This window comes from Mitsuaria sp. BK041, assembly GCF_014193085.1.
Classification (GTDB): domain Bacteria; phylum Pseudomonadota; class Gammaproteobacteria; order Burkholderiales; family Burkholderiaceae_C; genus Roseateles.
The window spans coordinates 555,725-579,396 of record NZ_JACHYT010000002.1 but is presented as its reverse complement, the minus strand read 5'-3'; the positions used below and the strand labels follow the sequence as shown (position 1 = coordinate 579,396).

General features: G+C 70.4%; 15 protein-coding genes. 9 read left to right on the top strand and 6 right to left on the bottom strand.

Annotated features, from left to right (window positions below; all coding sequences use genetic code 11):
• Nucleotides 1-11: 11 nt before the first annotated feature.
• A complete protein-coding gene (locus tag FHT38_RS18435) occupies nucleotides 12-1,682 on the bottom strand; it encodes an aminotransferase class III-fold pyridoxal phosphate-dependent enzyme (RefSeq protein ID WP_183492822.1) in 1,671 nt (556 codons plus the stop codon).
• Between the two features lie 79 nt (nucleotides 1,683-1,761).
• Between FHT38_RS18435 and asd the strand changes: the two genes are divergently transcribed.
• Nucleotides 1,762-2,655 (top strand): archaetidylserine decarboxylase, encoded by an 894-nt coding sequence (asd, locus tag FHT38_RS18430; protein ID WP_183492821.1) that lies wholly within the window; start codon nucleotides 1,762-1,764, stop codon nucleotides 2,653-2,655.
• Between the two features lie 4 nt (nucleotides 2,656-2,659).
• Nucleotides 2,660-3,682: a transporter gene (locus FHT38_RS18425; RefSeq protein WP_183492820.1), complete on the top strand. Its 1,023-nt coding sequence runs from the start codon at nucleotides 2,660-2,662 to the stop codon at nucleotides 3,680-3,682.
• A 52-nt stretch (nucleotides 3,683-3,734) separates the two neighbouring features.
• On the opposite strand, the gene FHT38_RS18420 is transcribed toward FHT38_RS18425, so the two are convergent.
• Nucleotides 3,735-4,355, bottom strand: a complete 621-nt coding sequence (locus FHT38_RS18420; protein WP_183492819.1) for a YqiA/YcfP family alpha/beta fold hydrolase — start codon at nucleotides 4,353-4,355, stop codon at nucleotides 3,735-3,737.
• Between the two features lie 258 nt (nucleotides 4,356-4,613).
• Between FHT38_RS18420 and FHT38_RS18415 the strand changes: the two genes are divergently transcribed.
• Nucleotides 4,614-7,370, top strand: a complete 2,757-nt coding sequence (locus FHT38_RS18415; protein ID WP_091726995.1) for a zinc-dependent metalloprotease — start codon at nucleotides 4,614-4,616, stop codon at nucleotides 7,368-7,370.
• A gap of 153 nt (nucleotides 7,371-7,523) precedes the next feature.
• Here FHT38_RS18415 and FHT38_RS18410 read toward each other — a convergent pair whose 3' ends face one another.
• The 4 genes from FHT38_RS18410 to FHT38_RS18395 form a co-directional block, all read right to left on the bottom strand.
• A complete protein-coding gene (locus FHT38_RS18410) occupies nucleotides 7,524-8,603 on the bottom strand; it encodes an AI-2E family transporter (RefSeq protein ID WP_183492818.1) in 1,080 nt (359 codons plus the stop codon).
• Between the two features lie 148 nt (nucleotides 8,604-8,751).
• Nucleotides 8,752-10,116 (bottom strand): UDP-N-acetylmuramate:L-alanyl-gamma-D-glutamyl-meso-diaminopimelate ligase, encoded by a 1,365-nt coding sequence (gene mpl, locus FHT38_RS18405; RefSeq protein ID WP_183492817.1) that lies wholly within the window; start codon nucleotides 10,114-10,116, stop codon nucleotides 8,752-8,754.
• 122 nt (nucleotides 10,117-10,238) lie between these two features.
• Nucleotides 10,239-11,525, bottom strand: a complete 1,287-nt coding sequence (gene hemL / locus FHT38_RS18400) for a glutamate-1-semialdehyde 2,1-aminomutase (protein ID WP_183492816.1) — start codon at nucleotides 11,523-11,525, stop codon at nucleotides 10,239-10,241.
• Between the two features lie 76 nt (nucleotides 11,526-11,601).
• Entirely contained in the window at nucleotides 11,602-12,561 is a 960-nt protein-coding gene (locus tag FHT38_RS18395; RefSeq protein WP_404932646.1) for a hydroxymethylpyrimidine/phosphomethylpyrimidine kinase, read from the bottom strand.
• Nucleotides 12,562-12,694: 133 nt separating this feature from the next.
• On the opposite strand from FHT38_RS18395, the gene FHT38_RS18390 reads away from it, so the two are divergent.
• The 6 genes from FHT38_RS18390 to FHT38_RS18365 all read left to right on the top strand — a co-directional run bounded on the left by FHT38_RS18390 (nucleotide 12,695) and on the right by FHT38_RS18365 (nucleotide 23,656).
• Nucleotides 12,695-12,886, top strand: coding sequence for a rubredoxin (locus FHT38_RS18390; RefSeq protein WP_084452486.1), 192 nt, complete (start codon nucleotides 12,695-12,697; stop codon nucleotides 12,884-12,886).
• Nucleotides 12,887-12,981: 95 nt separating this feature from the next.
• The gene (locus FHT38_RS18385) at nucleotides 12,982-13,377 is read left to right on the top strand and encodes a PleD family two-component system response regulator (protein WP_091726969.1); all 396 of its coding nucleotides are present in this window, start codon (nucleotides 12,982-12,984) and stop codon (nucleotides 13,375-13,377) included.
• Between the two features lie 122 nt (nucleotides 13,378-13,499).
• The gene (locus tag FHT38_RS18380) at nucleotides 13,500-13,865 is read left to right on the top strand and encodes a response regulator transcription factor (RefSeq protein WP_088406380.1); all 366 of its coding nucleotides are present in this window, start codon (nucleotides 13,500-13,502) and stop codon (nucleotides 13,863-13,865) included.
• 4 nt (nucleotides 13,866-13,869) lie between these two features.
• On the top strand, nucleotides 13,870-14,388 hold the full coding sequence (locus tag FHT38_RS18375) for a chemotaxis protein CheW (protein WP_091726964.1): 519 nt from the start codon (nucleotides 13,870-13,872) through the stop codon (nucleotides 14,386-14,388).
• A gap of 61 nt (nucleotides 14,389-14,449) precedes the next feature.
• A complete protein-coding gene (locus tag FHT38_RS18370; RefSeq protein ID WP_183492815.1) occupies nucleotides 14,450-16,714 on the top strand; it encodes a methyl-accepting chemotaxis protein in 2,265 nt (754 codons plus the stop codon).
• 84 nt (nucleotides 16,715-16,798) lie between these two features.
• Nucleotides 16,799-23,656, top strand: coding sequence for an Hpt domain-containing protein (locus FHT38_RS18365; RefSeq protein WP_183492814.1), 6,858 nt, complete (start codon nucleotides 16,799-16,801; stop codon nucleotides 23,654-23,656).
• Nucleotides 23,657-23,672: the final 16 nt, after the last annotated feature.

Here is a 23,672-nt window from a genome sequence, read left to right as displayed (position 1 = left end):
GCGCGCGGGCCTCAGCCGCGCAGGCCCAGCGTCTCCATCAGCAGGCGCCGCTTGATCGCCCGGTTGCTCGGCAGCGCCGGGCTGCTCCACCAGCCGCCGTCGCGCATCGCGCGGGCGGCGGCCAGGATGCGGCGCTGGACTTCGTCGAAGTCCGCGTCGCTGAAGTCCAGGCTGAAGATCATCCGCCCCGTGCCCACCCAGCTCAGCGCCAGGCCCTGCTCGCGCAGGAAGTACTGCAGCATCCAGTTGTAGCGCGAGGGCTCGGTGTAATAGAGCGTCCAGACCGAGGACATGTTGGCCGCGCGCAGCGGCAGCCCCTCGGCCTCGAGCGCCGCGTTGAGCCGCTCGCGCCGCGCGTCCTGCTGCGTCTCCTGCGCGTCGATCTGGCGCAGGCGCTCGGGGTCCTCGAGCGCGTCCAGGAACACCGACATCGCGCCCATCACATGCGGATGCGTGTTGAAGGTGCCGCGGGCGAAGCAGATGTCGGCCGGGCGCTCGTCGCGATAGCGCTTCATCCACGCCGCGCGGCCGCAGACCACGCCCACCGGCAGCCCGCCGCCCAGCGTCTTGCCGTAGGTGACCAGGTCGGCCTGCACGCCGAAGTAGCTCTGCGCGCCGCCCGCGCCGAGGCGGAAACCCATGAACACCTCGTCGAAGATCAGCGCGATGCCGCGCTCGGTGCAGACCTCGCGCAGCTCGCGCAGCCAGGCGGCGTAGGCGGCCTTGTCGTAGGACGCGCGGCGGGAGCTGTCGACCAGCGAGCCGTCGCCCGGCGCCGGCTTGTTCGGATGCAGCGCTTGCAGCGGATTCACCAGCACGCAGGCGATGTCGCGCCGGGTGCGCAGCACCTGCAGGCTGCGCGCGTGCATGTCGCGCAGCGTGTAGGTGCGCTCGGCCGGCAGCGGGTTGCCGGGACCGGGCTGGGCTTCGTCCCACCAGCCGTGGTACGCGCCGCAGAAGCGCACCAGGTGCGTCTTCCCCGTGTGATAACGGGCCAGCCGCACCGCCTGCATCACGGCCTCGGTGCCCGACATGTGGAAGGACAACTGGTCCATGCGCGCATGCGCGAGGATGCGCCGCACGTTGTCCTCGACCAGCGGGTGGTAGACGCCCAGCACCGGGCCGAGCGCTTCCACCCGCCGCGCGCCTTCGGCGATGCAGCGCTGGTAGAACGCGTAGCCGAAGAGGTTGACCCCGTAGCTGCCGGCCAGGTCGATGAAGCGTTCGCCGTCGAGGTCGGTGAGCCAATGGCCGTCGCTCGCGACCATCACCGGCCCGAGCAGCAGCTCGCGCTGCACCAGCGGGCTGAACGGCGGCGGCACGCGGTAGTTGCTGGTGAACTGGAGGTCCGGCAGCGAGGGCTTCATCGCCTGCGTCGCGGCGATGCTGCGCGCATGGCGGGTCTTGAGCGTGCGCGACAGCGCCGTGAAGCTGGCGCGTCGCGTCGCGACGATGGCGTCCGGCGCGTCGTCGGCGTTGAAGAAGCGCTGGTCGTCGAAGCGCCGCGTCGGCATCAGCCGCGCCAGCCGCACGGCCATCCGCGAATGACCCGCCAGCGACGGGTGCTTCGCCCGCGAGAGCTGCAGCCGGCGCCAGCCGGTCGGCGCGTAGTACAGGGCCACGAGCCCGGCCGCGGCGGCGGCGACCGGCAGCAGGTCGAAGGTGAAGAACGTCGTGGACATGGGCATGGACCTCCGGAGCCTCGTTCTGCTGTCACACAGCATTGGCAAATTGCGGAGATATGTATCCGACGGAATTGACATGTCCATGAAATCGGCGCGCTGGATCGACCGTCTGACCCAGCAGGAAGACCTCAATTTCCTCCTGACCAACCGCGTGCCGCGCCTGGCGCTGACGCGCTTCATGGGCTGGTACAGCCGGATCGAGTCGCCGGCGCTGACGCGCCTGAGCGTCGCGGTGTGGCGGCTGTTCACCGACCTGGACCTGAGCGAGGCGCAGGCGCCCGTTCGCGGCTACCGCTCGCTGCGCGAGGTCTTCACGCGGCGGCTCCAGCCGGGGCGCCGGCCGATCGATCCGGCGCCGGGCACCATCGTCAGCCCCTGCGACGCGATCGTCGGCGCGCACGGGCCGGTCGAGCGCGGCATGGCGCTGCAGGCCAAGGGCATGGACTACCGCATCGCCGAGCTGTTCGGCGACGCCACCCGGGCCGCGCCCTACCTCCACGGCACCTACCTGACGCTGCGGCTGACCTCGGCGATGTACCACCGCTTCCATGCGCCGGCCGACCTGCGCATCCATCGCGTCACCCACATCGCCGGCGACACCTGGAACGTCAACCCGATCGCGCTCAAGCGCGTCGAGCGGCTGTTCTGCCGCAACGTGCGCGCAGCCATCGAGTGCACGCTGCCGGACGGCACGCCGATCGCGCTGGTGCCGGTGGCGGCCATCCTCGTGGCCAGCCTGCGCCTGCATGCGCTGGACCTGACGCTGCGGCCGGACCATCCGGGCCCGCACCGATTCGAGCTCGGCCACGATCACGCCCGCGGCGAGGAGATGGGCTGGTTCGAGCAGGGCTCGACCATCCTCGTGTTCCTCCCGCCGGGCGTGAAGCTGTCGCCCAGCTTGCAGCCGGGCCAGCGGATCCGCATGGGCGAGGCGATCGCGCGTCTACCATCCGCCGATGGCGATGAATGAGACGATGCCGTCCCCGCTGGGACTGGCGGCCCCGTATGGCGGCGATGAACACGGGCTGATCTGCGGCTTCTGGATCCATCCCGAGCGCCCCACCGAGGCGCTGCCCACGCTGGCCCAGGCGCAGGCCCGGCTGGCGCGGCCCGAGGGCGGCTTCCTGTGGTTGCACCTGAACCTCGCGCATGCGGGCGCGCTGCCCTGGCTGCGCCGCAACGCGGCGCTGGCCGAGAGCTTCGACGAGGCCCAGCAGCAGGGCTCGCGCTCGTCGCGCATCGAGCGCGTCGGCGAGCACCTGTTCGCGGTGCTCAACGACGTGACCTTCGATTTCGCCTTCGACGTGGGCGACGTGTCGACGCTGTGGATGCAGGCCAGCGAGCACCTGGTGCTGAGCGTGCGCCGCGCGCCGCTGCGCTCGGTGGACCGGCTGCGCATGGCGATCAAGCGCGGCGACCGGCCGCGATCGAGCGTGGCGCTGCTCGACCACCTGCTACGCGACCAGGCCGACGAGCTGCAGCGCATCGTGCGCCAGGCCACCGAGCGGGTCGACGACATCGAGGATGCGCTGCTCGCCGGCCGGCATGCGGGTCATGAATCCGAAGTGGCGGCGCTGCGCCGGCTGATGGTGCGGCTGCAGCGGCTGCTCGCGCCGGAGCCGAGCGCGCTGCTGCGGATGCTGTCCAACCCACCGGACTGGGTCGCCGAGCAGGACAAGCAGCAGCTGCAGCAGGCGAGCGAGGAATTCGCGCTGGTGCTGCGCGACATCCAGGCGCTGCAGGAGCGCATCCGCGCGGTGCAGGACGAAACCTCGGCGCGGGTCGCCCAGGAGAACAACCAGACGCTGTACGTGCTGACGATGGTCACCGTGCTGGCCTTGCCGATCAACCTGATCAGCGGGCTGTTCGGCATGAACGTCGGCGGGTTGCCGCTGCTGGAACACAAGCACGGCTTCTGGGTCGTGGTCGGGCTGATCGTCGTGCTGACGGGGCTCGTGACGGTGCTGCTGCTGAAGGCGACCGGACGGCGGAAGTAGGCGGAAGTAGGCGGAAGTCGGCGGAGGTCGGCGGGCCGACGGCGCGGCCGCGTCAGAGGCCGAGGAACTCGGCCAGTTCGTCGAGGTGGTCGTCGAAGTCGGCCAGGCCGTGGTCGCTGCCCTCCAGCAGCTTGATCCGGCAGCCCTGGTAGCGCGCGTGCATCTCGCGCCAGTCGAGCACCTCGTCGCCCTTGGCGATCACCGCCATCAGACGCTCCGGATGCGCCAGCGCGCCGGCGTCGAGCTCGCGCAGCTCATCGACGAACTCGCGGCGGAAGAAGAAATGCTCGTCCGGGTCCTGCCAGCAGGTCTGCTCGCCGATGTGGTTGGCGAGGTCGCGGGCCGGGTCCACCGCCGGGTTCAGCAGCGCCGTGCGGGCGCCGGTGCGTTGCGCCACCCAGGTCGCGTAGAAGCCGCCCAGCGAGCTCCCCATCACCGCCATCGTGTCGCGCGGCCAGTCGCGGATCAGCGCGTCCACCAACGCCATCGCCTCGCGCGGCGAGGGCGGCAGTTGGGGGCAGGCGAACACCAGGTCCGGTCGATGGGTGGCGGTCCACTCGGCCATGCGGCGCGCCTTCGCCGAGCGCGGCGACGAGCGGAAGCCGTGCAGGTAGAGCAGGTGGGTGCGGCGCGCCGGCGCGGGGGCCTCCGGCGGAGGGGAGGGGAGGGTCATGGGCGGGCAGTGTAGGGGTGTCCCTCTCCGTCGGGTGGGCGGGTCACTTCCGGCACGGGGGGATGGCTGGGCGATCATCGCCACCGTCGCGGCCGGCGAGGGCCGCGCGCTCGTTAGTGCGCATTGACGCAGGGGCTCCGGCCCCGGCACATTGCCCGTTCCGTCGGGGCGACTGCGGCCAGAAGACCGCAGCGCCCGAATTTCTCTCAACAGGGCCCGGCCGGCCGACCCCGGACGGACCCCCGACCACACAGATCCATGATCCACAGGGACACGATCCAGCTGACGGCCATCGCGGCCGCGGCGCTGCTGCTGACCGCCTGCGCCACGACCGGCACGACCGGCTCCTCCTCGTCCTCCGCCGCGCCGGCCGCCCAGGCCGCGTCCGCGCCGGCGGGCGCCGCCTCGGGCGCGCCCGGCCAGCCCGGCGCCAGCTCGCCGATGACGGCACCGCGTCCCGCCGCCGATCCCACCGCACCCAAGCCCTTCGCCGAGGTCAGCCGCGACGCCAAGCGCGACGACGGCCTGTTCCCGATCCTGCGCAAGGACGAGAAGGTCTGGCTCGAGATCCCGCGCGCGATGCTGAACAAGCCCTTCCTGTTCACCATCAACATCTCCAGCTCCATCGGCGAGCGCGGCTTCTACGCCAGCCAGATGGGCCCGGAGATCATGGCCGAGTGGCGCCGCATCGGGAACACGATCCAGCTGGTGGCGCTGAACACCGAGTTCCGCGCCGAAGGCGGCGGCAAGCGCGCCGGCGAGGAGGCGTTCTCGCCCAGCCTGCTGGCCGCGGGGCCGGTCGCCAGCGCGGATCATCCCGAGCGCAAGGCCTTCCTGGTCGACGCCGGCCTGCTGCTGAGCGACATCCCCGGCATGTCCACCCGGCTGGAGATGGCCTACCGGCTGCCCTACAACGTCGATCGCGGCAACTCCTACTTCGAACTGACCCGCGCCGACGAGAAGCTGACGACGCTGAACGCCAAGGTCCACTACTTCACGCCGCGCATCCCGGCGCCGCCGCTGGTGGCCCCGCCGGTGCCGGTGCCGACGCCGCCGCAGGCGACGCCGGATCCGCGCTCGATGTTCATGGGCTTTGTCTACAACTTCCGCGCGCTGCCGGAGGAGAAGATGTCGCCGCGTCGCGCCGACGGCCGGCTGGGTCACTTCACCGAGACCTTCACCGACCTGAGCGACGACCTCAAGGCCAACCCGCGCGTGCACTACATCAATCGCTGGCGCCTGGAGAAGAAGGACCCGGCGGCCGCGCTGTCCGAGCCGGTGGAGCCGATCACCTACTGGATGGACAAGAACATCCCGCCGAAGTACCGCGCGGCGGTCGAGGCCGGCATCCTGGAATGGAACAAGGCCTTCGAGAAGATCGGCTTCAAGGACGCGGTCGTGGCCAAGCAGCAGCCCGATGACGCGGACTGGGACAACATGGACGCCTCGCATGCGTCGATCCGCTGGTTCGTCGGCTCGGACGTGGGCTTCGCCATCGGGCCGAGCCATGTCGATCCGCGCACCGGCGAGATCCTGGACGCCGACATCGGCATGAGCGACGTCTTCGCCCGTGGCGGCCGGGCCTTCATCAGCGAGGACGCGCCGCGCGGCCTGGCCGGTGCGCCGGTGTCGACGCTGGCCGAGGAAGCGCAGGCGCTGGCCGCGCTGAACCACGGCTGGCGCGAAGGCCGCAACGCGACCTACTGCACCTACGCGCACGACGCCGCGGCCGAGATGGACTTCGCGCTGGACGTGCTGGAAGCGCGCGGCGACATCGCGCCCGACAGCCCCGAGGCCGACGCCTTCATCCAGGCGCGGATCAAGGACGTGATCATGCACGAGGTGGGTCACACGCTCGGCCTGAAGCACAACTTCAAGGCCTCGACGCAGGTCACGCAGGCGCAGCTCAAGGACAAGGCCTGGACCGATGCGCACGGGCTGTCGGCCTCGGTCATGGACTACAACGCCTACAACATCCCGCTGCAGGGCGAGGCGCCCACCACGTACAACAACACGACGCTGGGCGCCTACGACTACTGGGCGATCGAGTACGCCTACAAGCAGGTGCCCAAGGAGCAGGAGGAGAGCGAGCTCAAGCGCATCGCCTCGCAGAACACGCAGCCTGGCCACGCCTACGCGGACGACACCGATGCCGGCGGCTTCGGCCCGTTCGACGGCATGGATCCGACGATCAACCGCTTCGACCTCGGCGACGACCCGATGGCCTACTTCCGCAAGCGGCTGAAGCTGACGCAGGAGCTGTGGGCCCGGGTGCAGAACCGCGCGCCCGAGGCGACCGATGATCCGCTGCGCCAGCGCCGTCAACTGGCCAACGGCTTCAGCCAGCTGGCGCGCGCGTCGGACCTGGTGGGCAAGTACGTCGGCGGCATGTACACGCACCGCGACGTGCCGGGGGCTTCGGTCGCGGCGATGCGTCCGGTCGATCCGGCCAAGCAGCGCGAGGCGCTGCGTTTCTTGGCGCAAGGCATCTTCAGCGCCGACAGCTTCCGCTTCAAGCCGGAGTTCCTGACCTCGATCACGACGGACTACGTCGAGTTCAACCGGGCGGGATTCGTCAACATCCCGGCGGCGGTGGCGCGCGTGCAGCTGGGTTCGCTGGACCGCCTGCTGCAGGCGCAGACGGCGATCCGCCTGATGGAGCTGCCGGCCTACGTGCCGGTGTCGCAGCGCAAGGGGCTGATCTCGATCGGCGAGGTCTACGGCACGTTGCAGTCCTCGATCTGGAGCGAGCTCAAGACCGGCGGCGACATCGACCCGCTGCGCCGCAACCTGCAGCGCGAGTACCTGCGCCGCATCCAGGCGAACCTGACGAAGAGCGGCGCGGCCTCGGGCCAGTTCGCCGATGCCTACGCGGTGCTGCGCCTGCACGCGGTGCAGCTGCAGAGCGAGCTGCGCGCGGCGCAGGGCAAGGGCTCGCTCGAGACCCGCGCCCACCTGGCCGAGAGCCTGGACTTCCTCAGCACGGTGCTGAAGGCGACGATGGTGCGCACCTGAGCGCCGGCGCGGTCCATTGACCGCGCCTGTCCATCAGCGCGAAGGCCGGCGAAAGCCGGCCTTTTTCATGGCGATGCGCTGCAGCGCTCGTGGGCGCAGGCCAGGTTTGTCAGGGCTCAGCCTCGCTGATGCGTGTGCGGGGCGTCGCCGTGCTCAGTGCTGATCCCCGACCGGATACCGTCGCTCCGCCGCGACGATGTCCCAGACCGCGATGAACATCGCCGCGATCAGCGGGCCGATGACGAAGCCGTTGATGCCGAACACCGCCATGCCGCCCAGCGTCGACAGCAGCACGACGTAGTCTGGCATCTTCGTGTCCTTGCCCACCAGCAGCGGCCGCAGCAGGTTGTCCACCAGGCCGATCACGATGGTGCCGAACAGCAGCAGGCCGACCCCCGACGCGATGTGGCCGGTCGCCAGCAGGTAAATCGCCACCGGCGCCCACACCAGCGCCGCCCCCACCGCCGGCAGCAGCGACAGGAAGGCCATCAGCACCGCCCACAGCACCGGCGCGTGGATGCCCAGCGCCCAGAACGCGAAACCGCCCAGCGCGCCCTGCAGCGCCGCGACCGCGATGTTGCCCTTGACCGTCGCGCGGATCACCGTCCGGAACTTCTCGCCGAGCTGGCGCTTGTAGGAGTCCTGCAGCGGCAGCGCGTCGCGGATGCGCGCCGACAGCTGCTCGCCGTCGCGCAGCAGGAAATAGAGCAGGTAGAGCATCACGAAGAAGCTCACCAGGAAGTCGAAGGTGTCCTGGCCGAAACCCAGCGCCTTGGTCGCCATGAACTGGCTGCCCTGGTTCAGCGCGCTGCCCAGCTTCTCCTGCAGGTTGGCCAGGTCGTGCAGCCCCAGCCGCTCCAGCACGTCCAGCAGCCACGACGGCAGCGCCGCGTAGATCTGCGCCACGTAGGTGTTGAAGTTGAACTGGCCCGACTTGACCATCTCGAAGACCACCGCCGCCTCGCGCACCAGCGCGCCCATCACGTAGGTCAGCGGCAGCACCACCAGCAGCAGGATCACCAGGATGGTCAGCCCCGAGGACAGCCCCGGCCGGCGCGTCTTGCGCAGCAACTTGCGATAGAGCGGCTGGAACACGATGGCCAGCGCCACCCCCCACAGCAGCGCGCTCAGCATCGGCCACAGGATCCAGCCGAACGCCACCGTCACCAGCGCCAGCAGGCACAGGAAGGATCGGTTCTGCAGCGCGGGCACCAGCTTGCCAGGACCACTCATCGTGTCGTCGCTCCTCGCGTGAATTGAGGTCAATCGGGACTGTCGGTCGATCGGGGTCCGCTCCGAACCCCGGGATCGGCGGCGGATCGAACCGTTGTCGATCGCTCGCCAGGGCGCGCGTCGCCGCGCGCGGCGCAGGATCGCCGGTTTACTTCAGCGCGTCCAGCAGCTTTTCGTGGATACCCCCGAAGCCGCCGTTGCTCATGCACAGCACATGGTCGCCGGGCCGCGCCGCGCGCCGGACCATCGCCACCAGTTCCTCGACGTCCGCGCCCACCAGGCCCTGCTCGCCCAGCGGCGCCAGCGCCTCGCGCGCGTCCCAGCTCAGGCCGTCCTGGTTGCAGAAGCTCAGGTCCGCTTCCTCCAGCGCCCAGGGCAGCTGCGCCTTCATCGTGCCCAGCTTCATCGTGTTGGAGCGCGGCTCGAAGACCGCCAGGATGCGCTCCTGCGGTGCGATGCGCCGGCGCAGGCCGTCGATGGTGGTGTGGATCGCCGTCGGATGGTGCGCGAAGTCGTCGTAGACCTTCACCCCGCTGGCTTCGCCGCGCAGCTCCAGCCGGCGCCGCACGTTCCTGAAACCGCCCAGCGCCTCGGCGGCCCGCTCGGGATCAACGCCGACATGTTCCGCCGCGGCGATCGCCGCCAGCGCGTTGAGTTGGTTGTGCTCGCCCAGCAGCTCCCAGGTGACGTGGCCCACCTTCAGGCTGCCGCGCAGCACGTCGAAGGACTGCGGCTCGCCACGGGCGCGCAGCGCGCCGGGTTCCTCCTTGCGCGCGCCGAAGCGCTGGACCTCGCTCCAGCAGCCGCGCGACAGCACCCGCTGCAGCGCGTCCTCGCGCGCGTTCACCACCAGCCGGCCCGACGGCGGCACCGTGCGCACCAGGTGGTGGAACTGGGTCTCGATGGCGGCCAGGTCCGGGAAGATGTCCGCGTGGTCGTGCTCGAGGTTGTTCAGGATCGCCGTGCGCGGCCGGTAATGGACGAACTTGCTGCGCTTGTCGAAGAAGGCGGTGTCGTACTCGTCGGCCTCGATCACGAAGTACTTCCCGCCCCCCAGGCGAGCCGACACGCCGAAGTTCTGCGGCACGCCGCCGATCAGGAAGCCGGGCGCCAGGCCCGCGGATTCCAGGATCCAGGTCAGCATCGAGGTCGTGGACGTCTTGCCGTGCGTCCCGGCCACCGCCATCACATGCTTGCCTTGCAGCACGTGCTCAGCCAGCCACTGCGGCCCGCTGGTGTAGGGCAGCCCGGCATCGAGGATCGCCTCCATCAGCGGGAAGCGCCCCTCGGAGGAGCGCGTCACCACGTTGCCGATGACGAACAGGTCCGGCTTGAGCGCCAGTTGCTCCGCGCCGAAGCCTTGGATCAGCTCGATGCCCAAGGCTTCCAGCTGCGTCGACATCGGCGGATAGACATTGGCGTCGCAGCCGGTCACCGTATGGCCCGCCTCGCGCGCGAGCGCCGCCAGGCCGCCCATGAAGGTGCCGCAGATGCCCAGGATGTGGATATGCATGTCTGTCTCTCAGCTGCTGTACCAACCGGTAAGCAAGCGTAATGCCTGTCGCGGATTGAAAAGAGTGCGACAAACCGGGCCCGGGAATTGCCACGCCGGCCTCACCGGGGCATCGCCGCCCCTCAACGCAGCGCGCGGCGGGCGGCCTCCAGCGTCGCATCGATGTCCGCGTCGGTGTGCGCGGCGGACACGAAACCGGCTTCGTACAGCGCCGGCGCCAGGTACACGCCGGCGTCCAGCATCGCGTGGAAGAAGCGGTTGAAGCGCTCCTTGTCCGTCGTCATCACGGTCGTGTAGTTCTGCGGCAGCTCCGCGAGCAGGAAGAAGCCGAACATGCCGCCCTCGCTGTCGGCGCTGAAGGGCACGCCGTTTTCGGTCGCCACCATCTTCAGGCCGTCCACCAGCCGGCGCGTGCGCGTCGACAGGGCCTCGAAGAAACCGGGCTTCTTGATCTCGCGCAGCGTCGCCAGGCCGCAGGCCGTGGCCACCGGGTTGCCCGACAGCGTGCCCGCCTGATAGACGCCGCCCAGCGGGGCCAGGTGGCGCATGATCTCGCGGCTCGCGCCGAAGGCCGCCAGCGGCATGCCGCCGCCGATCACCTTGCCGAACACGCTGATGTCGGGCACGAAGCCGGGGATCAGGTCGGCATAGACGCCCTGCGCGCTGCGCAGGCCGACGCGGAAGCCGGTCATCACCTCGTCCAGCACCAGCAGGGCGCCGTGCTGGCGGCACAGCTCGCGCATCCGGGTCATGAAGGGCACGCTGGCGCGCACGAAATTCATGTTGCCGGCGATCGGCTCGACGATCACGCAGGCCAGCTCCGCGCCGTGCAGCGCGAACGCTTCCTCGAGTTGCGCGACGTTGTTGTATTCCAGCACGATGGTGTGCTGCGCCGTGGCCTCGGGCACGCCGGCCGAGGTCGGATGGCCGAAGGTCGCCAGGCCGGAGCCCGCCTTCACCAGCAGCGCGTCGGTGTGGCCGTGGTAGCAACCCTCGAACTTGATGAACTTGCTGCGCTGCGTCGCGCCGCGCGCCAGCCGGATGGCGCTCATCGTTGCCTCGGTGCCCGAGCTCACCAGCCGGATCTGCTCGCAGCTGGGCACCAGCGCCAGGATCTCCTCGGCCAGCTCGACCTCGCGCTCGGTCGGCGCGCCGAAGGAGAAGCCCTCCAGCACGGCCTTCTGGACCGCCTCGACGACCGCTGGATGGCCATGGCCCAGGATCATCGGGCCCCAGGAGCCGATGTAGTCGATGTAACGCCTGCCATCGGCGTCCACGATGTGGGCGCCTTCGCCGCGGGTGATGAAGCGCGGCGTGCCGCCGACCGCGCGGAAGGCGCGCACCGGCGAGTTCACCCCGCCGGGAATGACGCGCTGGGCGCGGGCGAACAGGGTCTCGTTCTGGCTCATATCGGAATTCCGGTACTGCTGAGGCGCATCAATGCAGGAAAAGACGGAGGGCGCCGCGCGGGCGCCCTCGGGGGACTCAATGGATCCGGCGGGGGCCGCGGCTGGGCGGCTCGTCGATCGTCATCTCGTCGGTGGCGGGCACGGTCTCGGCGCCTTCCTCGCCCTCCTCGCCGGGTGGCAGCGCCCAGAAGAAGCGGTCGGGCACCACGTTGCCCATGCCGGGGCGGAAGCCCGCCTCCAGCGACTGGTCGAGGAAGGCGAGCGCCTCGCCGACCGCGTCGTGCGGCTCCGAGCCGACCGACAGCAGGGCGGCCAGCGCGGCGGACAAGGTGTCCCCGGCGCCGACGAAGCTGGCCTCGAAACGCTCGAACTTCTCGCCGGTGATCGCGCCCTGGGAATTCGCCAGGACGTTGTCGATGTACTGGTTGGGCAGCTGGATGCCGGTCACCAGCACATGCGCGGCGCCGTGCTGCTGCGCCGCGACCGCCAGTTCGCGCGGCGAGGCCGGGCGGTCCGCGTCCCAGTCCGGCAACAGGCAGTCGATCAGCGTCTTCTGGTTGCCCACCAGCACCAGCGTCTGCGGCAGCACCAGTTCGCGGAATGCGTCCAGGTAGCTCTGCTGCTGTTCCTCGTCCAGCCAGGAGATGCTCGGCAGGTAGGCCACCAGGGGCACGTCGGGGTAGTCGGAGAGGACCTCGGCGACCGAGGAGACGCCCTCGGCGCTGCCCAGGAAGCCGACCTTCCAGGCGGCGACCGGCACGTCCTCGAGGATCGAGCGGGCCTGCTCGACGATGCAGTCGCCGTCCAGCGTCTGGTGGTCGAAGACCTCGGCCGTGTCGCGCATCACGATGGCGGTCACCACCGGCAGCGCATGCGCGCCCATGGCGGCGATCGTCGCCACGTCGCCGGCGCTGCCGCCCGCGCCGCTGGGGTCCGACGCATTGAAGCTCATCACGCAGGCCGGCGGCGGCGAGTCCTGGTCATCGATCGCGGCGGCGTCCTGGGGGTCTGGTTGGTGCGGGTCTGGGCGGCTCATGGATGGTTGGCGCGAAGCCGTGAACTGATGCGCATAACGTGAAGAAGGACCGCTATCGACTGTTGTTTCATCGGTACTTCCGCCCCCCGGGTCAGCCCGGGGGCGTGGCTACAATCTTTCGATCATTGTAGTGATGCAAAGTCAACCCATCGTGAGCGAAGCAAGGACCTGGATGTGCCTGATCTGCGGCTGGATCTACGACGAGGCCGCGGGCGACCCTGAGCACGGCATCGCCGCCGGCACGCGCTGGGAGGATGTCGACATGAACTGGACCTGTCCCGAATGCGGTGCCCGCAAGGAGGACTTTGAAATGGTCCAGATCTGACCCGCGCATCGCCCTTCGATGAAGCCATCCGGTCGCGCCTGTCGCGCGCCTGAAATTTCCCTGACAACCATCGTCTGAACAATACGGAGAAGAGCTTGGATTCCAGCGCAAGCCCCCGCACGGCGACCAAGGTGCTGGTCATCGACGACAGCAACACGATCCGCCGCAGCGCCGAGATCTTCCTGAAACAGGGCGGGCACGAAGTCGTGCTGGCCGAGGACGGCTTCGATGCGCTGGCCAAGCTGAGCGATTACCAGCCCGACCTCGTGTTCTGCGACATCCTGATGCCGCGCCTGGATGGCTACCAGACCTGCGCCATCATCAAGCGCAATCCGCAGTTCGCGTCGGTGCCGGTGATCATGCTGTCGTCCAAGGACGGCCTGTTCGACAAGGCGCGAGGCCGCATGGTGGGCTCGCAGGACTACCTGACGAAGCCCTTCACGAAGGACCAGCTGCTGCAGGCGGTGCAACAGCACTGCCGGGCGGGCTGACCGGCCGGACGGCGCCCCGCATTCCACGACCCATTCCACCGACATCCAACGACGCTCACCCCAGGCTCGACCGACGCACTGCCCGAAGCGAATCGACGCGAGCCGAGAGAGAGGGAGATCCCATGCCCATCCACAAGATCCTGCTGGTCGACGATTCGAAGACCGAACTGCACGCGCTGAGCGACCTGCTGACCAAGCGCGGCTTCACCGTCCGCACCGCCGAGAACGGCGAGGAGGCGATGAAGCGCCTGGCCGAGGAAAAGCCCGACCTGATCCTCATGGACGTGGTGATGCCCGGCCAGAACGGTTTCCAGCTGACCCGCGCCATCACCCGCGACGAGCGCTACGCCGACGTGCCGGTGATCATGTGCACCAGCAAGAACCAGGAGACCGACAAGGTCTGGGGCATGCGCCAGGGCGCGCGTGACTACGTCGTCAAGCCGGTCAAGGCGGACGAGCTGCTGGCCAAGATCAAGGCGCTGGGCTGACACCATGGCCAACAAGCAAGCGCTGCGCGAACTTCAACAACGGCTGGCGCAGCGCATGCAGGCGGCGCGCGAGGCGCCCCAGGCCGCGAACTGGCTGGCGGTCGAGTGCGCGGGCCTGGGCCTGCTGCTTCCGCTCAAGCAATCCGGCGAAATTTTCACGCCAGTCCCACTTCAGGCGGTGCCGTACACGCAGCCTTGGATGCTGGGTGTGGCCAACTTGCGCGGCGGGCTGCACACGGTGGTGGACCTGGCGGCCTTCCTGGGTCTGCGCGGTCCGATCCCGATGACGTCGGCCCACCGGCTGGTGTCGATCAATCCCGACCTGGGCATCAACTGCGCGCTGCTGGTGGACCAGCTGCTGGGGCTGCGCGGCGACGAACAACTGCAGGCCGAGCCCGATGCGCCCGGCCATCCCGATTTCGCTCCTGCCCGCATGCGCGACGGGCAGGGCCGGCGCTGGCAAGTGCTGGACCTGGATGCGCTGACGCAGCATCCGCAATTCCTGCGCATTGTTTTGAACTGATAGCCAGACGACGGTCCCGTCACAGGCGCCGATTCGACGAACGAGATCAAACGAGGGTGAGATGAGCTTCCTGGACAAGATCAAGAACAAGGGCAAGAACGAGGGCAACGACGACTTCGACGACGGTCCGCGGACCGACGCGTCGGGCTCGTCGGCGCCGGAGGACACGACGGACTTCCAGCCTTCGATCATCACCGCGGCGCAGCCCACGCCGGAGTTCCAGGACACGTCCGCGGGCTACCAGCCCTCGGCGTCCGCCCCGGAAAGCCCGACCCCGATGCCGGAGGTCCTGAAGCAGCCCGAGCAGCGCCGCACCGGCCTGCTGACGGCGCTGACGGCCGCGGGCGTGCTCTTCACCGCCGGCACCGTCTCGATGGCGCTGATCAACGGCAACCGCTCGGCGGCGCAGGTGCGCGGCGCCGGTCAGGCCGCGACGCAGTCGCAGCGTCTGGCCAAGGCGGTCTCGACCGCGCTGCTGGGCAACAAGAACGCCTTCCCGGAAATGAAGGAAGCGGCCGACATCCTGACCAGCGTGACCACCTCGCTGCGCGACGGCAGCGGTGAACTGGCCAAGGCGCCGGGCTCGGTCGATGCGCTGCTCGAGAAGATCAGCCCGATGGTGGCGCGCGCCGACAAGAACACCAAGGTGATGCTGGCCCAGGAGAAGGTGCTGACGCAGGTGGGTGCCGCGCTGCGCGCGATCAACCGCCAGTCGTCGGACCTGCTGGAAAGCGCCGAGGCGGTGGCTTCGCTGTCGCTGCAGAGCTCGGCCCCGACCGGCGAAGTCGCCGCGGTTGGCCAGCTGGTGATGCTGACGCAGCGGATCGGCAAGTCCGCCAACGAATTCCTGACGCAGGAAGGCGTGAGCCCCGAGGCCGTGTTCCTGCTGGGCAAGGACCTGAACGCGTTCCGCGAGATCGCCCAGGCGCTGCTCAACGGCAACCCCGAACTGCGCCTGAGCGGCGCCAAGGACCCGCAGGTGCGTGAGCGCCTGAAGGTGCTGCTGACCCAGTACGACCAGACCCGCTCGCAGGCGACGGCCATCCTGTCCAACCTGCAGGGCCTGGTGTCCGCGCGGGAAGCGCAGACGGCCATCCTCAATGACTCGGAAGTGCTGCGCAAAGACCTGGACGACCTGGGCCAGGGCCTGGAGTCCGCCGGCGGCATGAACCCGCTGCTGCTGCTGGCCATGGCGGCCTCGCTGGCGATGCTGGTGATCGGCGCGGTCGGTTTCCTGCGGCTGTACGTGTCCGACCAGGCGCGCCGCGCGCAGATGGCGGAAGAACAGCGCCGCGAGGCCGAGGCGCAGGAGCAGGAAGCCAAGCGCGTCAACGACGCCAACCAGGCCGCGATTCTGCGTCTGATGAACGAACTGCAGACGGTCGCGGAAGGCGACCTGACGCACCAGGCGACGGTGACGGAGGACATCACCGGCGCGATCGCCGACTCGGTGAACTACACCGTGGAAGAACTGCGCTCGCTGGTGCACCAGGTGCAGACGACGGCGGTCCGGGTGACGGACACGACCGCGCAGGTCGACCAGACCTCGACCGAGCTGCTGGCCGCCTCGACCGAACAGCTGCACGAGATCCGCGCCACCGGCGAGGCCGTGCTGCAGATGGCACACCGGATCAACGACGTGTCCGCGCAGGCGCAACAGACCGCCGACGTGGCCCGCCAGTCCCGGGAAGCCGCCGAGCAGGGTCTGCAGGCGATGCAGAACAACATCGGCGGTATGAACCAGATCCGCGACCAGATCCAGGAAACCTCCAAGCGCATCAAGCGGCTGGGCGAGTCCTCGCAGGAAATCGGCGAGATCACCGAGCTGATCTCGGACATTACCGAACAGACCAACGTGCTGGCGCTGAACGCGGCCATCCAGGCGGCGTCCGCCGGTGAAGCCGGTCGCGGCTTCTCGGTCGTGGCGGAAGAAGTGCAGCGGCTGGCGGAACGCTCCGCCGACGCGACGCGCCGGATCGCGGCGCTGGTCAAGACCATTCAGACCGACACCCACGACGCCGTGGCCGCCATGGAGCGCTCCACGCTGGGGGTGGTCGAGGGCACGAAGCTGTCCGACGCGGCCGGCCGCGCGCTGGAAGACATCGACTCGGTGTCGCGTCGCCTGGACGAGCTGATCGGCCAGATCTCGACGGTCGCGCAGAACGAAGCGCGCGCCGCCAACGAGGTCGGCGCCAACATCCAGCACATCTTCGCGGTGACCGAGCAGACCTCCGACGGTACGCGGTCGACCGCCCAGATGGTGCATGAGCTGTCGCGGTCGGCCGAGGCGCTGAAGCAGTCGGTGGCCCGGTTCAAGGTGACCTGACCGGCATCGGCCGACTGCCCCGCCCGGTAGAACAGGGATAGAGCCCCGCACCGCGTCGACATAAAAGAGAGAACAAGAGCGAGCATGGACCTTACGCGCGAATCCGAGTTCCCCGCCGACCTGAGCCCCTTGGCCTGGGTCCAGGAGGAACTGCGCCGCACGCTGGAATCGGTGCACAAGGCCCTTCGCCGCGTGCTGCGCGATGCCGATGCGCGAGCGACGACCCTGGGCGGCGACGGCCAGCCCAGCCCGGCGCTGCAAGGCGCGGCCCAGCAGATGCACCAGGCCGCCGGCGTGCTGGCGGTGGTCAGCCTGCCGGCCGCCGCGCACCTGCTGCGCGCCGCCGAGGCGACGCTGTTCCGCCTGGCGGAGAACCCCGCCGGCGTGACCATCGCCGAGATCGAGGCGGTCGAGCGCGCGGACTTCGCGGTGCTCGCCTTCATCGCCAAGACGCTGGCCGGCGGTCAGCCGAGCTCGCTGGCGCTGTTCCCCGCCTACCAGACGCTGCAGGAACTCAACGGCGCGGGCCGCATCCACCCGGCCGACCTGTGGACCGAGGAATTCCGCTGGCGCGAACTGCCGCTGGACCGCAACGTCCGCGCGCTGAGCGCCGAGCAGATGCGCGCGCCCTTCGAGGCGCTGCTGCTCAAGCAGATGCGCGCCCCGGCGCCGGGCCAGGGCCAACTGCTGAGCGACCTGTGCGCCGGCCTGGCGCTGACGCAGACGCAGGCGAACGCGCGCACGCTCTGGATGCTGGCCGCGGGCCAGTTCGAGGCCCAGTCGCGCGGGCTGCTGCCGGTGGACACGCTGGTCAAGCGCCTGGGCTCGCGCCTGCTGGCGCAGCTGCGCGCCGGCAGCGATGCCGCGCCGTCCGAGCGTCTGGCCAAGGACCTGCTGTTCTTCTGCGCCGCCGCCAAGCATGCCGAGCCGGGCAGCGCCCCGCGCCTGACCGCGGTCCAGCAGGCCTACGGCCTGATCGAGGCCGACCAGGTCGACTACCGCGACGACACGCTGGGCCGCATCGATCCGAACTGGGTCGCCGCCGCCAAGCGCCGCGTCGCCGCCGCGAAGGAATCCTGGGCCTCCGCCGCCGAGGGTGAGACCCATCGCCTGGGCGGCCTGGACGAGCAGTTCGCCCACGTCGCCGAATCGCTGCAGAAGCTGTTCCCCAGCGGCGAGGTGCTCGGCGACACGCTGCGCCGCGCCGTCGTCACGACGCTGCGTTCGGGCCGCGCGCCCGAGCCGGCGCTGGCGATGGAGATCGCCACGTCCATGCTCTACCTGGAAGCGGCCCTCGAGGACGAGGCCTTCGACCAGCCCGAGCAGGCCGAACGCGTCAAGAGCCTGGCCCGCCGCATCGAGTCGGTCGGCCACGGCGAAGCGCCGCTGGCGCTCGAGAGCTGGATGGAGGAGCTGTACCGCCGCGTGGCCGACCGGCAGACGCTCGGCTCCGTCGTCCATGAACTGCGCGCCAGCCTCTCCGAGGTCGAGCGCCAGTGCGACGAATACTTCCGCGACCCGTCCAAGCGCGACCTGCTGATCCCGGTGCCGGGCCAGCTGCAGGCGATGCGCGGCGTGTTCAGCGTGCTGGGCCTGTCGCAGGCCGCGCAGGCCACGCTGAAGATGCGCGACCAGGTCGACGAACTGGCCAACACCGAGGTCGATCCCTCGCTGCCCGGACCGCGCGCGCAATTCGACCGGCTCGCCCACAACCTGGGCGCGCTGGGTTTCCTGATCGACATGCTGAGCGTCCAGCCGCAGCTGGCCAAGCGCATGTTCCGCTTCGAGGACGACACCGGGCTGCTGCAGTCGCTGGTCGGCCGCGAGAGCGAACAGCACGCCCACGCGCAGGAACTGGCCGCCGCCGAAGCCGCGGCCCAGCCGCAGTTGATCGACCAGCTCCAGGCGACCGCCCAGGCGGTCGCGCAGGGCGATCGCTCGACCGAGGACCTGGCGCGCGACCTGGAACGCATTTCCCACGAAGCCCGCGCCGCCGACGACCTCGGCCTGGCGCAGGCCGCGCAGCAGGCGCAGCAGCAGCTGCTCTCGTCCGGCGGTGACGCCGCGGGCAGCCAGGCCGCCGAATCGCTGCAGCAGTTCATCGAGGCCGCCGCGCCGGTCGCCCCGCCCGCGCCGGCGCCGAGCGCCCCGATCCCGCAGGCCGAGGCCGCCATCGACGAGGAGATGCTGGGCATCTTCCTGGAAGAGGCCGCCGAGGTCGTGACGACCGCCCGCGAGGCGCTGACCGCGCTCGCGCGCAGCGCCAGCGACAAGGAACAGCTGACGACGGTGCGTCGCGCTTTCCATACGCTCAAGGGCAGCTCGCGCATGGTCGGGCTGAACGAGTTCGGCGAAGCCGGCTGGGCCTTCGAACAGCTCTACAACCATCGCCTGTCGGAGCATCCGCAGGCCGATTCGGACCTGCTGCGCGCCAGCAACGAGGCGCTGGACGGATTCCAGGCCTGGGCCGCCGCGATCGGCGAAGGCCGGCCGCACGGCTATCACAGCGCGCCGTTCCGCGCCGTCGCCGACACGCTGCGTCTGGAGAACCGCTACACCGCGCTGCAGCTGTCCGCCGCGGCGCCGGTCCTGGCGGTGCCCGAGTTGATCGAGGTGGCCGAAGTGGTGGAAGCCCCCGAGGTCATCGAGGTCGCCGAGCTGCCGGAAGTCGCCGAAGTCGCCGAGGTCCCGGCCCCCGCGCCGGAGATCGATCTGGCCGGTCTGCAGGTCCTGCCGGAACTGTCGCTGGCGGACGAGGTGGCGACGCCCGCGCCCGCGACGCCGCCCGCGGCCGACGAGCTGGCCGCGCTGGACCTGCTGGCCACGCTGGACGCGGAACATGCCGCGGCCGGCTCGGTGCTGCCGTCGCTGGACCTGCCCGCGCTGGACCTGCCGGGCCTGGACGTGCCGCCGCTGCCGGTGGCCGACCTGGACGTGGTGACCGCGACCGAACCGACGCCCGTCGCGATCGACGCGCTGTCGCCGGAATTCCCGGCGGACGTGCCCGAACTGACCCAGGCGGTGCCCGAGCTGGACGCCGCCATCGACCTGGACGCGCTGTCCGCCGTCGAACTGCCCGCGCTGACCGCGGAGCCGCCGGTGCTGGACACGACGATGTCGCTGCCGACGGTGGCGGACGTGGTCGAACCGTCCGCGCTGCTGGAGCCCGCCGCGGTGGAAGCCGCCGCGGCCCAGCCACCGGCCTTCCAGGACGAACCGACGCTGTCGCTCGAACCCACGCTGACGCCCGCCGACGAGGCGACCGTCACGATGGAACTGCCCGACGGCTGGCCGGCCGACGCGCCGCTGGTCGAGATCGAGGCGACGACGCCGATGCCGCTGGACGCGCTGCCGGCCGAACCCGCCGCCGACGAGCCGGCGCTGGACCTGCTGGATCTGTCCGACCTCAACACCGAGCCGGTCGCAGCGATCGATGCGCCGTCCGCCGCGGACCTGTCGCTGACGCTGGACCTCGGCCAGGAACTGGTGTCCGCGCCGGTGGAGGCCCCGGTGGCCCCGGTGGCCGCCGACGACGCCGTGCTCGACCTGAGCGACGCGGCCGCCAATGCCGCCGATGCCGCTGTCGAGGCGACCGCGCCCGAAGGCCTGTCGCCGCGCACCCTGTCCGACCTGGATCTGCCGGACCTGGACCTGCCCGACCTGGGCGCGGCGCCGGCACACGCCGCGCCGGCGCTGAGCCTGGTGGGCGGCACCGCCGTCACGCCGCCGACCGCCGAGGTCGAGGCCGAGGCCGAGGCGCAGCCGGACGAGGCCGTCGAGGACAGCGACGAGGGCGTCAAGGTCATCGGGCCGCTGCGCATCAGCATCGCGCTGTTCAACATCTTCCTGAACGAGGCCGACGAGCGTTCGCGCCGCCTGCAGGTGGAGCTGAGCGAGTGGGCGCTGCTGCCCCAGTCGCCGCTGCCGCAGGACGCGGAAGCCCTGGCGCACGGCCTGGCCGGCAGCGCCGCGACGGTGGGCTTCGAGGACCTGTCCACGCTGGCCCGTTGCCTGGAGCACGCGCTGGCGCGCGCCCAGGGCCATCAGGTCGCCGACCCGACGCTGTTCCAGCGCGCCGCCGACGAGATCCGCCGCCTGTTGCACCAGTTCGCCGCCGGTTTCCTGAAGGAATCCGATGCCGGCCTGCTGGCGGAACTGCAGGCCTTCGAGCCGGGCGCCGTGCTGCCCGACAGCCATGCCGACAGCGACGAGGGCCTGCTGGCCATGTCGCTCGAGGAGGTGTCGACGGCCGCGCTGCCGGCCCACCTGCTGGTGGACCACACGGCCGAGCCGGCCCTGCCGACCTCGCATTACGCCTTCCACCAGGCCGCCGAGGCGACCGCCGACGATTTCGACTTCAGCCAGCCCGACCAGATCGAGCCGGAACTGATGCCGATCTTCGAGGAGGAAGCCGAGGACCTGCTGGGCGAGCTGCACGGCGCGCTGCGCGAGTGGGCGACCCAGCCGGCCGACACCGGCCGCGCCGCCGCCTGCATGCGGGTGCTGCACACCTTCAAGGGCGGTGCCCGCCTGGCCGGCGCGATGCGCCTGGGCGAGCAGGCCCACCGCCTGGAGTCCCAGATCGAGCACCTGCTGGCCGACGGCGAACCGGGCTACGAGCAACTGCTCGCGCTGCAGGACGCCGGCGACAGCCTGGAACACAGCTTCAAGACGCTGCAGCGCACCTGGCGCGACCCGGCACCGGTGGTGCCCGCGCCGATGGCGCCATCCGCCCCGGCCGCGCCGGTCGCCGACCTGCCCGCGCCGATCCCGCCCGCCGTCGCGGTCGAGACCATCCAGGCGCCGGCCGAAGGCTCCGACGCGATCCCGGCACCGGCTCCCCAGCTGGCGCCGATCGAGCCGGTGGCCGACGTGGTTGCCGAAGCGGTCGCTCAGCCGGTCGCCGAACCGTTGGCGCTGCCGCCGCTGGAGGCCGAGCCTGTCGTGGAGGCCGCCGCGCCGGTCGAGGCGCCGGTCGCCGAGCCCGCGGTGGCGACGCCGCCGGCCGACATCGAGATCGACTGGGCCCACTTCAGCGAGATCGCCGACCTGGGCCAGCCGCTGGAAAGCGCCCCGGTGGCCCCGGCCGCCCAGGTGCGTGTCCGTGGCGCGCTGCTGGAGCGCATGGCCGCGCTGTCCGGTGAAGTCTCCATCCGCCGCGCGCGCCTGGAGTCCGAACTGGGCCAGATGCGCACCTCGCTGTCCGACCTGGACGACAACCTGGAGCGTCTGCGCACGCAGCTGCGCGAACTGGAACTGCAGGCCGAGGCCCGCATCGCCGCCCGCCAGGAAGCCGCCCAGGCGACCGGCAAGGACTTCGACCCGCTCGAGTTCGACCGCTACACCCGCTTTCAGGAACTGACCCGGATGCTGGCCGAGTCGGTCAACGACGTGGCCACGGTCCAGCGCGGCCTGCAGCGCAACGTCGCGGCCGGCGAAGACGAACTGGCCGGCCAGTCCCGGCTGACCCGCGAGCTGCAGGACGACCTGCTGCGCACGCGGATGGTCGAGTTCGACAGCAGCCTGGGCGAGCGCCTGCACCGGGTGGTCCGCCAGGCCGCCCGCGAAAGCGGCAAGCAGGCCCAGCTCGAGATCCGCGGTGGCGGCGTCGAACTGGACCGCGCGGTGCTGGAGCGCCTGACCGGCGCCTTCGAGCACCTGCTGCGCAACAGCGTCGTGCACGGCATCGAGACGCCGGATGTCCGCCAGCAGGCGGGCAAGGCGCCGGTGGGCCGCATCGTGCTGAACCTGCACCAGGAAGGCAACGAGATCCAGGTCCGCTTCAGCGATGACGGCGCCGGCCTGAATCTGGCGCGCATCCGCGCCCGCGGCGAGAGCCAGGGCCTGATCCAGCCGGGTCAGGACCTGAACGACGCCCAGCTGATGGACCTGATCTACGAGCCGGGCTTCTCCACCGCCGAATCGCTGACCGAGATGGCGGGCCGCGGCGTCGGCATGGACGTGGTCCGCTCCGAGGTGAACACGCTCGGCGGCTACGTGCTGACGCAGTCCTCGCCGGGGCAGGGCGCCAGCTTCGAGCTGCGCGTGCCGCTGACGACGGCGCTGACGCAGGTCGTCGTGCTGCGCTACGGCGACCGCAAGGTCGCGGTGCCGGCCAGCCTGATGCTGTCGGTGCAGCGCCTGCCGGTCGAGACGGTCGAGCAGGCCTATGCCGACGGTGCGCTGATGGCCGCCGGCGAACGCATGCCCTTCTACTGGCTGGGCGGCCTGATGCACCACAGCGACCGCGGCGTCGCCCATGGCAAGACCCTGCCGGTGGCGCTGGTGCACAGCGCCCAGCAGCGCCTGGCGCTGCACGTCGACGAAGTGCTGGGCAACCAGGAAGTCGTCGTCAAGAACCTGGGCCCGCAGCTGATGCAGGTCCCGGGCCTGGCGGGCATCAGCCTGCTGGCCTCGGGCGATGTGGCGCTGATCTACAACCCGGTGGCGCTGGCCAACCGCTACGGCCATGCCGCGCAGCAGCGCGTGCACGACGCCGAGGCGGCCGCGCGCCAGGTGGTGGTCGAGGCGGTCACCGAGCAGCTCGCGCCGCTAGTGATGGTGGTCGACGACTCGCTGACCGTGCGCCGCGTCACCCAGCGCCTGCTGGAGCGCGAGGGCTACCGCGTGCTGCTGGCCAAGGACGGCCTGGATGCGATGGAGCGCCTGGCCGGCGAGGAATTGCCGCAACTGGTGCTGTCGGACATCGAGATGCCGCGCATGGACGGCTTCGACCTGGTCCGCAACCTGCGTGCCGACGCGCGTCTGGCGGGGCTGCCCGTGATCATGATCACGTCGCGCATCGCTCAGAAACACCGCGACTATGCACAACGGCTCGGAGTCGAGGATTACCTGGGCAAGCCCTATGACGAGGAGCACCTGCTCGGCCTGATCGCCCGATACACTTCGCACCATTCCGCCGGAAAGCCGGCGAGGGCGTAGCGTCCGGGCCCCCGGA